General features: G+C 61.0%; 12 protein-coding genes. 8 read left to right on the forward strand and 4 right to left on the reverse strand.

The window, feature by feature from the left end:
- Nucleotides 1-57: 57 nt before the first annotated feature.
- Nucleotides 58-1,296, reverse strand: a complete 1,239-nt coding sequence (locus HMPREF3169_RS11535; protein ID WP_049146084.1) for an MFS transporter — start codon at nt 1,294-1,296, stop codon at nt 58-60.
- A 246-nt stretch (nt 1,297-1,542) separates the two neighbouring features.
- Here HMPREF3169_RS11535 and HMPREF3169_RS13460 point away from each other — a divergent pair, with 246 nt between their 5' ends.
- The 5 genes from HMPREF3169_RS13460 to nagE all read left to right on the forward strand — a co-directional run bounded on the left by HMPREF3169_RS13460 (nt 1,543) and on the right by nagE (nt 6,721).
- Nucleotides 1,543-1,758, forward strand: a complete 216-nt coding sequence (locus HMPREF3169_RS13460) for a hypothetical protein (protein WP_235590986.1) — start codon at nt 1,543-1,545, stop codon at nt 1,756-1,758.
- Nucleotides 1,737-2,420 carry an alpha/beta hydrolase family protein gene (locus tag HMPREF3169_RS11540; RefSeq protein WP_246815640.1) on the forward strand — a complete coding sequence of 228 codons (684 nt, stop codon included), beginning with the start codon at nt 1,737-1,739 and terminating at the stop codon, nt 2,418-2,420. Before HMPREF3169_RS13460 ends, HMPREF3169_RS11540 begins: the two co-directional genes overlap by 22 nt.
- 177 nt (nt 2,421-2,597) lie before the next feature.
- Nucleotides 2,598-3,755 (forward strand): N-acetylglucosamine-6-phosphate deacetylase, encoded by a 1,158-nt coding sequence (locus tag HMPREF3169_RS11545; protein WP_049146086.1) that lies wholly within the window; start codon nt 2,598-2,600, stop codon nt 3,753-3,755.
- A gap of 19 nt (nt 3,756-3,774) precedes the next feature.
- Nucleotides 3,775-4,554: a glucosamine-6-phosphate deaminase gene (gene nagB / locus HMPREF3169_RS11550; protein WP_046647861.1), complete on the forward strand. Its 780-nt coding sequence runs from the start codon at nt 3,775-3,777 to the stop codon at nt 4,552-4,554.
- Between the two features lie 43 nt (nt 4,555-4,597).
- Nucleotides 4,598-6,721: an N-acetylglucosamine-specific PTS transporter subunit IIBC gene (nagE, locus tag HMPREF3169_RS11555; protein WP_070456758.1), complete on the forward strand. Its 2,124-nt coding sequence runs from the start codon at nt 4,598-4,600 to the stop codon at nt 6,719-6,721.
- Nucleotides 6,722-6,862: 141 nt separating this feature from the next.
- Here nagE and HMPREF3169_RS11560 read toward each other — a convergent pair whose 3' ends face one another.
- Nucleotides 6,863-8,512, reverse strand: a complete 1,650-nt coding sequence (locus HMPREF3169_RS11560) for an AMP-binding protein (protein WP_049146091.1) — start codon at nt 8,510-8,512, stop codon at nt 6,863-6,865.
- 232 nt (nt 8,513-8,744) lie between these two features.
- Between HMPREF3169_RS11560 and HMPREF3169_RS11565 the strand changes: the two genes are divergently transcribed.
- The 3 genes from HMPREF3169_RS11565 to HMPREF3169_RS11575 all read left to right on the forward strand — a co-directional run bounded on the left by HMPREF3169_RS11565 (nt 8,745) and on the right by HMPREF3169_RS11575 (nt 11,423).
- Nucleotides 8,745-9,557 carry a GDSL-type esterase/lipase family protein gene (locus HMPREF3169_RS11565; RefSeq protein WP_061920250.1) on the forward strand — a complete coding sequence of 271 codons (813 nt, stop codon included), beginning with the start codon at nt 8,745-8,747 and terminating at the stop codon, nt 9,555-9,557.
- A gap of 110 nt (nt 9,558-9,667) precedes the next feature.
- On the forward strand, nt 9,668-10,783 hold the full coding sequence (locus HMPREF3169_RS11570) for an S-(hydroxymethyl)mycothiol dehydrogenase (RefSeq protein WP_061920252.1): 1,116 nt from the start codon (nt 9,668-9,670) through the stop codon (nt 10,781-10,783).
- Nucleotides 10,784-10,802: 19 nt separating this feature from the next.
- Nucleotides 10,803-11,423 carry an MBL fold metallo-hydrolase gene (locus HMPREF3169_RS11575; RefSeq protein ID WP_049146096.1) on the forward strand — a complete coding sequence of 207 codons (621 nt, stop codon included), beginning with the start codon at nt 10,803-10,805 and terminating at the stop codon, nt 11,421-11,423.
- A gap of 27 nt (nt 11,424-11,450) precedes the next feature.
- On the opposite strand, the gene rfbA is transcribed toward HMPREF3169_RS11575, so the two are convergent.
- A complete protein-coding gene (gene rfbA, locus HMPREF3169_RS11580; RefSeq protein ID WP_070456761.1) occupies nt 11,451-12,317 on the reverse strand; it encodes a glucose-1-phosphate thymidylyltransferase RfbA in 867 nt (288 codons plus the stop codon).
- Between the two features lie 10 nt (nt 12,318-12,327).
- Nucleotides 12,328-13,671: a dTDP-4-dehydrorhamnose reductase gene (gene rfbD, locus HMPREF3169_RS11585; RefSeq protein WP_049146098.1), complete on the reverse strand. Its 1,344-nt coding sequence runs from the start codon at nt 13,669-13,671 to the stop codon at nt 12,328-12,330.
- Nucleotides 13,672-13,682 lie beyond the last annotated feature (11 nt).

The raw sequence follows: 13,682 nt of genomic DNA on the forward strand, positions 1-13,682 counted from the left end.
CAGAACACCGGTACCAAAAACTCGCATCTGACAGTAGATTTACTACAGAATTGAATGCTATTTGTTGTCGTAGTCTTGGTCACCGGAGGCACCGTACATGGTGGTCTTCAGAATTGGCCCCAGAGTGAGGATAGAGGTGCCAAACCCTGATACGACAAGGGCCGCAGCTGGGCCGATGGCACTTACAACAGGTGCCCCGATGATGTATCCAATAAGCATTGCGGAGCTGTTAATTGAACCCATCGTAGAAAGGGCTTTGGGTTTCACTTCATCAGGTACGGATCCGACAACGATTATGCGTAGTGCGGCCACCTGAGCAGCATTGCAGACTCCGCCCAGGAGGAAACATGGGATGCAGAGCCACAATGAGGGAAATAGTCCAGGTAAAGCTATGAAACACCCCATAGCGAATCCTGCCCCGGCCAGGACTTTCCCAGCGTTCTGTGAGTGAAGGCGAGCTGAAAGCCGTGCGCCAAAGATGCGGCCCACGATAAATGCTTGGGCAATGATGGCATATAACGTACCGCTGACGTGGAGGGTCTGTGTCGCATAGAAGACAAGCGAAACGTTGAAAACCGAGGTGCAGATAATTGCTCCCCAAATGCTGGTTAACGCGGACCGAGCGCTTCTATTCTTCAGCAAAAGGGAAGGTGCTTCGAGGACCTTCTGGAGAAAACTCGGTGAAGAATCTTTGGTTTCTGAATGAAGCAGTGTTTTCGGGGGCGAGGATTTATAAAGGAAATAAAAAGCAAGTAGCGAGACTCCAACGGCGCAAGCTTCAACGAAGAGCGCTGTCTGCAGGTTTCTTTGGTCCAGTAGTAATCCACCTAGAGGTGGTCCAAGGAATCCACTGCCAAGTCGGGCTGTGTCCAAGAGGGAGAAGGCTTTCGCCTGCTGTCCTTCGCCGACCTGAGAGTCAGCGATGGTGAAAATGGATGGAATTGACAGTCCGCTTAAGCATGCGGTGACGAGATTTCCGACAATGAGGATCAATGGCTCTGGATAGGCTGCCATTGATAACAGGCCCAGAAGATCTAAGAAGAGTGCAGCAAGCGCAATGTGATAGCTGTTGAATTTGTTGAAGAGTGGGGCCAGAAAGGGGACTGCAAAAACTTGAGCGCAAGTACCCGAGATGAAGATGCTTGCCACCAACAGTTCGCCTTTGTTGAGTTCGGCGAAGTGGAGTGAAATCGAGAGGCTGGTCATTGACCCGCACACTGACAATAAAAAATATGTGGCGGTCAAGGTGTAGATAGATGAAAGTCCTTCGTCACCACTGTTTCTAGGGGGATGCATTTAGGCTGCAACTGTTTCGTTGCCCTGGCCGCTGAACGGACCTGAACCTCCTACTGTGACTACTTCGGAAAGCGTTTCGGAGGTAAGCATTATTTCTCCCATATGTGATGACGATTACATACAACAAGGTAATGATGTGAGTCTCTCATTTCAAGGGCGTAGCGGAGGCAGCTCTTGCACTGTGTACAGGAAAAAGTAGTGCTAGCGCTAGTGACCTTCGCTCTCGTGCGAAACACAATACAGAGCATGAAAAAGCTTGTGGTTGGCATGATTGCCGTGGTGGCCGTGATTGTGGTGGCGTTTGTAGGGTTTGTGGGATTCATGCAGTGGGTGGACGCAGACAGCGTGACCGGTGATGACGGCGTGGCTGCCGGATATAGCGCTGAGACAGGTGGCCCGCTGGAAGCGTCGTTTGCGGGCGAGGGCCGCACGAGGTCGACGTGCGGCGTGATGGCGACGTGACCATCGCGGCACCGACAGGCGCGGGACCGTTTCCGGCGGCGGTCATGGCTAATGGCACGAACACGCCGCTGAGCAGCTACCTGCCCGTGGCGGAGCACCTGGCTAGTTGGGGCTTCGTGGTTGTCGGCGATGAGACTCCCCACACAGGTACAGGAGAGAATGTCGTGCACTTGATTGAGCGCTTGCCGGAACTGGATTCTCGTGCGGACCGATCACGAGTCGGCATTTTTGGCCACTCACAGGGTGGTGCGGGTGCCATCAACGCTGCGGCCCACACGGAGGTAGCAGCTGTGTATGCGGCGAGCCCGGCCTCCCACAAAGTGGCACAGTCCAATGACTGGGACTACAACACGGCTGACGTAGAGGAACCGCTATTCCTGATGACGAGCGATGGCCGTTCGGACCGCTGGCTTGTTAGTCCGTGGTCAGACTTGCAGGAGAGCTTTGAATCAGCTGGTGGTCCGGCAATCATTGCCCGCCGCCTGGGCGCGGACCACAAGGACGTTCTAGAGTTCGGGGACAGTTACGCCACCGCGTGGTTCCGCTACATTCTTGCTGATGATCCTGATGCGAGAGATGTGTTCGTTGGCACCTCACCAGCGGGCGCCGGTGAGCTAGCGAGCAACGCGCTTTGGGACCGAGTGGTCACCCGCGGCTGGTAGCTCGCCGGGCCTTTCGACATTCCGCGCGGTGCACCTAACGCGCTAAAAGCCATCTGCGCTCACACACCCCCTTCGGAGGAAGTGTGGTTCACAAAAATTGGTAGCCCTGATAAATTTCAAGTGAATTGTCAACCGGGCTGCGCCACGTCAGCCCGTACAAGCGGGACCGAATGAACCATGCAGACAAAGGAGAAAGGCCACGTCGAGGGCCTCTATATTGATGAAAACTTCGAGCTGCGCGCTGGGGCCGTCACGTTCGGGGAGAGTATTGAGGGCATAGTGCTTGGCGACGTCCCCCAAGCCGAGGCTGCCTGGCGCGCCGGGGACTCGGATGCGTTGCTGTGGGTGCCCGGCTTCGTGGACCTACACAACCACGGCGGCAACGGCGGGGGATTCCCCAACGGCGACTACGAGCAGTGCCTAGCCGCCGCCCGCTTCCACCGCGCGCACGGCACAACGACACTGCTGGCCAGCTTGGTCTCCGGCACGCAAGAAGAACTCTGCGCCCGGGCGGAGCTTTTAGCCCAGCTGGCTGAAGAAGGCGAGATCGCCGGAATCCACATGGAGGGCCCCTTCATCGCTGCGGCCAAATGCGGCGCACAGGACCCATCGCGCATCGTGCCCGGTGACCCGGACTTCTTCCGCGCGGTCATCGCCGCGGCCCGCGGCCACCTGCGTTCGATTACCTTCGCGCCGGAAACGGAGAACGTCGACAAGCTGCTCGACGTCTGCGCGGAGCATGGCATCATCGCCAGCCTGGGCCACACCGAGGCCGATTATGACACCACGCTGAGCGTTATCGCCAAGGCTAAGGAGCTCGGCCTGACCGTGACTGGAACGCACCTCTTTAATGGCATGCCTTCTATTCACCACCGAGCGCCGGGCCCGGTAGCGGCTTTGCTCACCGCAGCGAAGGCGGGGGATGTGTCCGTCGAGCTCATCGCAGATGGTGTGCATCTTGTTGACGGCGCCGTGGACATGGCTCACAGTCACCGCGCCTTCGCCATCACTGATGCCATGGCGGCGGCCGGCATGGCCGACGGTGACTATGAGCTGGGTTCGCTGCCTGTCACCGTGAGCGGGGGAGTCGCGCGCGTGCCCAGCGGTGCTATCGCGGGCGGCACCTCTACATTGTCCCAGCAATTCGCCAGCTTCGCCGAGCGCCATGGTCTGGGCGAGGCGGTGCGTTTTACCTCCACCACGGCAGCCGACGTGTTGGGGGAGACGAATCTAGGCCGCATCGCGGTTGGCGCGCGCGCCAACCTGGTTGGCCTTAACTCTCACTACCAACCGGTGCGCGTCATCGTCGACGGCGCGGACATCCCACTCTCTTAAACACACAGGAAGGCATCTCATGGAAATCCTCATCCGCTCCACGCCGGCCGAAGTGGCCGTGGAGGCCGCTGACATCTTCGCGCACTACGCCAACGCCGGCGCCACCTTGGGCCTGGCCACAGGATCGACCCCGGTAGCGATGTACAAGGAGCTCATTACGCGCCATGAGCGCGGCGAGGTGAGCTTTGCCCGCAGCCGCGCATTCCTGCTTGATGAATACATCGGGCTGGAGCGTACCCACGAGCAGTCCTACTATTCCACCATCCGCCGCGAATTCACCAGCCACGTGGATTTCGATGATGACCTGGTAAAAAGCCCCGCTGGTGACTCCGATGACCCCGCCACCGCCGCGGCCACCTATGACAAGGCCATCCGTGATGCCGGCGGCGTGGACATCCAGCTGCTGGGCATCGGGGCCAACGGGCACGTCGGCTTCAACGAGCCGTCGAGCTCCCTGCAATCACGCACCCGCATCAAGACGCTGCACCCGCAAACCGTGCAGGACAATGCCCGCTTCTTTGACAACGAAGACGAGGTCCCGCGCCACGTGCTGACCCAAGGATTGGGCACCATCAGTGAGGCCCGCCACCTGCTCTTGTTGGCCACTGGCAGCAACAAGGCCAGCGCGGTCCACGCCATGGTGGAAGGCCCGCTCTCCGCGCACTGCCCCGCGTCGATCCTGCAGTGGCACCAGCGCGCCACGGTGATCCTCGATGAAGCCGCCGCCTCCCAGCTGGAGGACCGCGAGTACTACGTTTTCGCGGACAAGCACCGTCCGCACCGCCCACTCTTTTCCTAAAAAGCTCCATCTAATTCCTTACTAGTGTGAAAGGACTCCTCGCATGAAAATCGATGTCATGGGGCCGCTGCAGCGGCTCGGAAAAGCCCTCATGGGCGCTGTGGCGGTGCTGCCCGTCGCGGCGATCCTCAGTGGCGTTGGCTACTGGATCTCCAGCGCGGCTGGTCCGGATAACCTCGCCGCCCAGCTGCTGATCAGCTCCGGCGACGCGGTGCTGTCCAACCTGGGCTGGATCTTCGCCATCTCCATTGCTTTCGGCCTGGCCAAGGATTCCAACGGCGCCGCGGCGCTCTCTGGTTTCCTGGCCTTCGCCACCTTCATGAAGCTGCTGGGCCCAGAGGCCGTGGCCGGCTACCGCGGCATCGAAGACCCCACCGCGCTGACCGGCGATGAGGCCCTGGAATGGGCCGCGGAAGGCTGGAACGCCGTGGGCGGCGGCAACGTCCTCTTCGGCATCCTCGCCGGCGTCATGGCGGCCTGGGTATATAACCGCTTCCACGGCACCAAGCTGCCGGATTTTTTGGCTTTCTTCTCTGGACGGCGCCTCGTGCCGATTCTTACCGCCGTCATCGCCATAGTGATTTCCGGCATCCTCTACTTCGTGTGGCCGTTCATCTACAACGCGCTCTTTAACTTTGGTACCTCCATCCAAGGATTGGGCGCGGCGGGCGCCGGTATTTATGGCGTGGCTAACCGCCTGCTCATCCCGACCGGCCTGCACCACGCGCTGAACTCCGTCTTCTGGTTCGATGTCATCGGTATCAATGACATCGGCAACTTCCAGGCCGGTCAGAAGACCATCGAGGCAGCCGCTACTGCTACCTCCGCCGCCGATTGCCCGGGCATTTGGGCCAACGGCCAGTGCACGGTCGAGGGCGTCGTCGGCCGCTATCAGGCGGGCTTCTTCCCAGTCATGATGTTCGGCTTGCCGGGCGCGGCACTCGCCATGTACCTGCGCGCGGATAAGAACAAGCGCAAGGTCGTCGGTTCCCTGATGGCCGCAGGTGCTTTGGCCTCCTTCTTCACCGGCGTGACTGAGCCGCTGGAGTTCTCCTTCATGTTCGTCGCCCCGCTGCTCTACGTGGTGCACGCGCTGCTGATGGGCCTGTCCGTCTTCATCGCTTCCGCCATGGATTGGACCGCCGGCTTTGGCTTCTCTGCCGGTTTCGTGGACATGTTGCTCTCCTCGCAGAACCCGCTGGCTAATAAGTGGTACATGCTGCTGGTCATGGGTGTGGGCTTCTTCGCCCTGTACTTCGTCATCTTCTACTTCCTCATCGGCTGGCTCAACCTCAAGACCCCGGGCCGCGGCGAGGACGATGCGGTAGCAGATTCCATGGAGGATTCCGCCACCGGCGATGAGAAGACTGCTCGTGATGCCGCCCGCATCATCGAGGGGCTCGGCGGCAAGGACAACATTGACTCATTGGATTACTGCACCACGCGCCTGCGCGTCGGCGTGAAGGAGCAGGCGCTTGTCGACGACTCCGTGATCAAACGCGCCGCCGTCTCCGGCGTCATCCACCCCTCCGAGAAGAGCGTCCAGGTCATCGTGGGCCCGGCCGTGCAATTCATGTATGACGAGGTCAGCCACCAGCTGCGCCACGGCTCCCCGGCCCTGGCCACGACTGGTGCAGCGAGCGCGGCAGGTGCTGGAGCCAGCGCCGCTGCCGCTCAGAGCGGAAGCGGTGATGCCGCTGGCGTCGACGTGCGCGCCCCGTTCGCCGGAGACGTTGTCGAGCTCGCCCAGGTCCCGGATGCGTCCTTTGCGCAGGGCATGGTGGGCGAAGGCTTCGCGGTGATGCCTGATGCCGTCGATGCCTTCGACGTCTGCGCCCCGGTAAACGGCACCATCACCATGATCTTTAAGACGCGCCACGCCTTCGGCATGAAGACCGCGGATGGGCTGGACCTGCTCATTCACATCGGCATTGACACCGTGGAGCTCAAGGGCGAAGGTTTCACCGCCCTGGCTAAGAAGGGCGATACCGTCACTGCCGGCACGCCGATCATCGCGGTGGAGGCAAGCAAGCTGCGCGAGCGCGGCGTCAACCTCATCACCCCGGTGGTGTGCCCGACGGCCAAGCAGGTCGCCGGAGTCGACATCGCTCGCGAGGGCCATGCCCTGCCAGGCGAAGTCGCAGCAACCGTCAAGCGCAGCAGCTAGCCGGCTGGATTAAATCCCAGACACAAAAACTGCCCGAGTTGCCAAAAACAACGTTGTTCCCTGCGGTTAGGAGCGAAGGTTTTGGCAACTCGGGCAGTTTTGGCTCGGAGGGTTCTACGTCTTGAGAGGAATAGGCGTGGGTTAGTCGGTGCCGTGCAGCAGGCGCGGCACCACCTTGCCCGTGGCATTGCGCGGGAGTTTGTCCAGGAAGTGGACATCGCGCGGCACGGAGTGGTCCGCCAGGTTCTCGCGGACCCAGGCACGGATGGCGTCGGCAGTCACGGCGTTGCCTAGGGCGTCCCGCGTGGTCACCGCCCACACGGCGATGCGCTGGAAGGTGGTTTCATCCTCCACGCCACCGGCATGCACCTCCGCGATGCCCGGCATGGCCTCGAGCACCTCCGTCACCGACTGCGGGTGCACGTTCTCGCCGCCGACGATGATCATGTCATCGGCGCGGCCCACCACATGCAGGTAGCCCTCGGGGTCGATATAGCCCAAGTCCCCGATGGAAATGAGGCCATCGACCTTGTGGAGTGGGATCTTCGGATTGGTATAACCAATGAGCGCGGTGGAATTGGTCAGGTAGATCTCGCCGACCTCGCCGCGCGGAACCTCATTGCCCTCCTCATCGAGGATGCGCAGCTTAGTGCCGGAGGCAATCTTGCCGCCGATGGTCGGGTCTTTAGCCACCTCTTCCATGCTGGCCGTCGACGCCAGCGCCAGCTCCGTGGAGCCATAGACGTTGCAGAGAATCGGGCCGAAGCGCTCGTGGGTTTCCTTCACGATCTCCGGGGTCAGCGCATGCCCGGCGGAGGCAATGAACTTCAGCGAAGAGGTGTCATACGCCGAATCCGGGTCAACCTCAACCATCTGGCGGAAGAAGACGGGGGAGGAAAGCAGACCATCGAGCTGGTAGCGCTGGATGTCATCGAGCGCGGCCGCCGGGTCGAAGACGCGACGGGTCACGATGGTATTGCGCAGTCCCAGCGCGATATTGAGGCAGGCCCAGCCCCACGTGTGGAAGATGGATGCGGTCATCTGCACCTTCTGGTTGGCACGCCAGGGGATGTTTTCCACGATGGATGCCAGCACGACCGGCAGCGTCGGCTCCGGGCGCATGATGCCCTTGGGGATGCCGGTGGTGCCAGAAGACATCAGCACGATGTGCCCGTGCTTCGGATACTTTGGCAAGCGGATGTCGCGCACTGCTTCGGCGTGCTTGACGATGCCGTCTAGCGTCGGCAGCCCGAAATGTTCCGCGCCCGAGTCGTGCCCGATAATAACGGCGATCCTCTCGTGATAGGCGGGATCGAGGCGGTCGATGAATTCGTCGTCGATGACGAGCACGTTGATGTTGTTTTCCTCGATGCAGCCTGCGAGCTGCTCTGGGGAAGAACCGACGTTGAGCAGGAAGATATGCGCGCCCGCGTATCCCTTGGCACCTAATGGGGTGATGATGCCGCGGCCGTTGCGGGCCATCACGCCGAGGCGGATTTCTGGCAGATCGAGGCTGCGTAGGTGCTTGGCCAGGGTCTGTGCGTTGTCGCGCAGTTGGCGGTAGGTAAGGGTGCCGTCGTCGTCGATTAGCGCGAGGCGCTCTGGGCAGGTGATATAGCCCTGCTCGAGCTCGCGGGCAGTGGTAAAGCGGTAGCGGCTTAAGATGGGGCCGGCCTTGAGTAGCGGGGTAATGCCATCACGGTGGGTGATGATGCCGGACTTAAAAAGCTGCGGGATAAAGCGGCTCAGGGCAGCGGTGTGGAAGGTTAAATCAGAGAAATTAAAAGGCATGTTGAGTAAAAGTCCTACGTCAATAAGAGAAAGCTAGCGCGACAGTTAGGCTACCGGCTTGTTAATCGTGTGGGCTGCACAGGCTGTTGCACGGCTCGGAAGATTGTTACTAATGTTACAGAAGTTGCCCCTGTGGACTATAGTATATTTTTGTCATAGAACATATATTGATTCTGAACGGACCGTCCAGGTTGGGCTAAAATGATGGGCAGCAAAATTTGAGAGGAAATCCATGAACCTGAAAAAGAAGGTAATGGCAGCTTTTGCTGCGACCTGCATCGCGGTAGGCCTGGGCACGGCACCTCAAGCGGTGGCAGCCGATGTAAATCTGGTGGCTTTTGGTGATTCCGTGTTGGCCGACCCAGACGCGGGTGCTTATCTCACCGCGCGCCTGAGCTCCCAGAGTGCTGGCGGCGTGAATTGTCCGCAGTCTAATAACTATGCCCGCCGCACTGGCGCGAAGCTGGGCCTGCCGGTCGCGGACTTTTCTTGCTCCGGCGCTGTTTCCTTCTCGCGCGGCCCGCAGATGTTCGCCCAGGTTGATCGCGCGATCCAGACCGGCGCGTTGAGCCCAAATACCCGCCGCGTTCTCTACACCACGGGCTTTAATGACACGTATAACAACCCAGGCATGAGCGAGGGCGAGCTGCGCCGCCGCTTCGTGGATGCGAACGCTCCGCTCATCGGCCGCATCCGTGCTGCGGCGCCAAATGCACGCATTCAGATCGTCGGGTATCCCACCATCGGCTCTGCTGGTAGCTACTGCCTGCTGCACGTGGGTCCGGCACCGCTCGATCACACTTTCTTGCCGAATGTGCAGGCTTGGGAAAATGCTTCCCAATGGATGCAGGTGGACTTGGCCGCTCGTACCGGGACCGAGTTCCTCGACCTGAAGCCGAGCACCCGCGATAACGGCATGTGTGCCACCGCAGATCGCCGCATGTGGGCTGGCCTGGTTGACTTCACTGCTGGCGACGGCAACCTGCCGCTTCACGTAAATGCGCGCGGCCACGAGCATGCGGCAAACGTTATTGCTGGCTCTTAATTTCTAATTTTCGGCGTGCGCTGGGGCGACCCGCGCACGCTTTCGCATATCTGCTGAAATGAATTTTCATTAGTTCGGCCTTGCTGGAAATCCGTGTACGCTGGGGCCGCATGAGCAACAACACTGTTAAAGCCGTAATTGCCCGCTCCAAGGGAGCACCGGTCGAGACCGTCAACATCGTGATCCCTGAGCCAGGTGCAAACGACGTCATCGTCAAGGTGCAGGCCTGCGGAGTCTGCCACACGGACCTGGCTTATCGCGACGGCGATATCGAGGACGCCTTCCCATTTCTGCTTGGCCATGAAGCCGCGGGCGTCGTCGAGCGCGTAGGCTCCGCCGTTACCCACGTTGCCGAGGGCGACTTCGTCATTCTTAACTGGCGCGCAGTCTGTGGCGAGTGCCGCGCCTGCAAGAAGGGCGAGCCAAAGTACTGCTTTAATACCCACAACGCCTCCACCAAGATGTACCTGGCCGAAGATGATAAGGACGCAGGCGCCGAGTTGACCCCGGCCCTGGGCATCGGCTCCTTCGCGGAGAAGACCCTCGTCCACGAGGGTCAGTGCACCAAGGTGGATCCGGAGGAGGATCCAGCGGCGGCGGGACTTTTGGGCTGTGGCATCATGGCTGGTTTGGGTGCGGCCGTCAACACTGCGGAAATCCAGCTCGGCGAGTCCGTGTCCGTCTTTGGTTGCGGCGGCGTCGGCACCGCAGCCATCGCCGGCGCGAAGCTGGCGGGCGCGGCCAAGATCATCGCCGTCGACATCGACGAGGCAAAGCTCGAGACCGCGCGTGAATTCGGCGCCACCGATGTCGTCAACTCCAAGGACATGAGTGAGGATGAGGTCATCGAGGCCGTACGCCAGCTAACCGGCGGCTTCGGCACCGACGTTTCCATCGACGCCGTGGGCATCCAGCCGACTTGGCGCCAGGCCTTCTACTCCCGCGACCATGCCGGCCGCATGGTGATGGTGGGCGTGCCTAACCTCACCGACCACGTCGATATCCCAGCCATCGACCTCTACGGCCGCGGCGGTTCCATCAAGCCGGCGTGGTACGGCGACTGTTTGCCAGAGCGCGACTTCCCTGCATATGTGGCATTGCACCGCAACGGCCAGTTCCCGCTGGATAAGTTCGTATCCGAGCGCATCTCCTTGGACGAGGTCGAAGATTCCTTCGCCACCATGAAGTCCGGCAAGGTGCTGCGCTCCGTCGTTGAATTCGCATAGATTAGGAGAACTAAAGCTAATGCAGATCGACAAGGCCGTAACCAAAGGCAAGTTCCGCCTAGACGGCGGAGAGTGGGACGTGGACAATAACGTCTACGTCGTAGGCGATGCTTCGGGTGTGTACGTCGTGGACCCTTCCCACGACTTGGATGCGGTGGCCGAGCTCGTGGGCGATCGCCCGGTCAAGGGCATCCTGCTCACCCACGCGCACAACGATCACTGCGACTTGGCGCCGGCGGCCGCCGAGCGCTTTGGCGCCGAGGTCTACCTCCACCCAGATGACCAGATGCTGTGGGAAGAATCCAACGGCGGCGCCGCGTTCCACCCGCTGGAGGATAACCAGCAGTTCCAGGTCAGCGGCGAAGACATCACCGTCTTTCATACGCCGGGCCACTCGCCGGGCTGCGTGGTGCTTCACCTGCCGAGCGAGGGCGTGCTGCTTTCCGGCGATACGCTCTTCAACGGCGGCCCTGGTGCCACCGGCCGCAAGTACTCCGACTTTGACGTCATCATCGAATCCCTGCGCAATGTGGTCTTCAACCTGCCCGCCGAGACCCGCGTGCTGCCGGGCCACGGCGATGAGACCACCGTGGGCGCAGAGGCCGCGCGCATCGACGAATACGTCGCCCGCGGCTACTAAACCCGGCTGACTATTAAAACCGCCTGATTAATCCTCGCGCGCCGAGGCCAGCAGGTAGGAGCCGTAGCCGGACTTCATCAGCGGCTCTGCCAGCGCGGCCAAGGCGGGGCGGGAGATGAAACCTTCCCGGTAGGCCGCCACCTCCGGCGAGCCGATGACGGTGCTGGTGCGCTTTTGCATCACCTCGACGTAGGCGGAGGCCTCGCTCATCGAGTCCACCGTTCCGGTATCGAGCCACACGTCGCCGCGCTGCATCCGCTGCACCCGCAGCTTGCCGCGGCGCAGGTACTCCTCGTTGACGGCGGTGATTTCCAGCTCGCCGCGGGCGCTCGGGCGGATGCCTTTGGCAATGTCGACTACTGAGTTATCGTAGAAATACAAACCAACCACGGCATGATTGGACTTGGGTTGGGCTGGTTTTTCTTCGATGGACAGCGCGTTGCCTGCCGCGTCGAATTCCACCACGCCATAGCGCTGCGGATCGGAGACCTCGTAGGCGAAGATGATTCCGCCTTCTGGGTCGCGGCACTGGCCCAAGGCGGTGGCAAAGCCGTGGCCTTCGAAGATGTTATCGCCCAACACCAAGGCTACGGAGTCATCGCCGATGAAATCCTCCGCAATGAGGAAGGCCTGCGCCAGGCCCTCTGGACGTGGCTGCACCGCGTAGGAAAGCATGAGGCCTAGTTGGGAGCCGTCGCCAAGCAGGCGCTCAAAAGACGCCGAATCCTCGGGGGTAGTGATGATGAGGATCTCCCGAATGCCCGCCTGAATCAGGGTGCTGAGCGGGTAATAGACCATGGGTTTGTCATAGATCGGCATGAGCTGCTTCGAGATGCCCTTGGTGATGGGGTAGAGGCGTGAGCCTGAACCGCCCGCGAGGATGATGCCTTTCATGCTTGAAAGCCTAATCCAAAGGATAAAGCGCAAGGTAGAGCGCTAGCGCGGCGCGCCAATTCATCGGGCTAAAGCCGGTGGCTTCAATCTTGGAAAGATCCAGCGTAGATTCGCTGGGCCGGCGGGCAGGCTCGACGCCGTACTCCGCGGTGCTGACCGAGTGGACCTCGGCGGGGTCGTGCCCCATGCCGATGAACGTGGCCATGGCGAGTTCATCGCGGCCCACGGTATCGCCCCCGGAGGAGAGGTTGTAGATGCCATAAGGCGCCTGGGTTTCCAGCAGGTGCGCGATGCCCTTGGCCAGGTCCTCTGCAAAGGTAGGCCGGCCGCGCTGGTCATTGATGACCTTCGGCTCGATGCCCTTATTTGCCAGCTGAGCCATGGTTTTGATGAAGTTGTTGCCCTCGCCAAAGACCCACGAGGTGCGCACCACATAGTGCTTAGGTGCCACGCTTGCCGACGCCTCACCCGCCGCCTTCGACGCCCCATACAGGCTCAGCGGGCTAGGGCTTTCTTCCTCGGTGTGTAATTCGGTTTCGCCGTCGAAGATGTAGTCGCTGGAGACGTGCACAAGCGTCAAGTTGTTATCGGCGGCGATGCGCGCCAGCTTGGCAGGTGCCAGCGCGTTGACTTCCCAGGCGCGGGCGCGGTCGCTTTCTGCGCCGTTGACGTCGTTGTAGGCGGCGCAGTTGATGATGGAGCTGTAGCGGCGCCAAGGACGCTGCGGCGGATTGGTGATGTCGAATTCCTCGCGCGTGCAGAACTCCGCGTTCGGTAGCACCTTGCGCAGCGCGCGGCCCAGCTGGCCGTTGGTGCCGGTGACCAGCACCTTGCGCGGCGCCATGGGCGTGACGTCCGCTAGCTGCGGGTGCGCGCGGTCTTTGTCGGAGATTTCGGTGGGATCGAGCGGCCAGTCCACCATGTCGAGGTTGACGAAGGTGTACTCCGCGTCAGGTGACCAATGATCGTTGACCAAGTAGGAATACGCGGTTTCCTCAAGTGCCTGGAAGCCGTTGGCCACGCCCCACGGGACGAAGACGGCGGTATCGGGGCTTACTTCATGGGTGACCAGCTCACCGTAGGTTTCGGAGCCTTCGCGCAGATCGCACCACGCACCGAAGACCTTGCCGTGGGCCACGCTTACCAGTTTGTCCCAGGGCTCGGCATGCAGACCGCGGGTCACGCCCGCCGCGGCGTTGAAAGAGACGTTGTTTTGCACCGGCTGGAAATCGGGCAGCCCGGCCTCAACCATCTTTGCGCGCTGCCAGTTCTCCTTGAACCAGCCGCGATTGTCTCCGTGGACGTCAAGCTCGATGAACAGTAGGCCCTCGATGGCCGTCTTGGTTACCTGCACGTGTGCTCGTT

This window comes from Corynebacterium sp. HMSC08C04 (assembly GCF_001807495.1).
Classification (GTDB): domain Bacteria; phylum Actinomycetota; class Actinomycetes; order Mycobacteriales; family Mycobacteriaceae; genus Corynebacterium; species Corynebacterium simulans.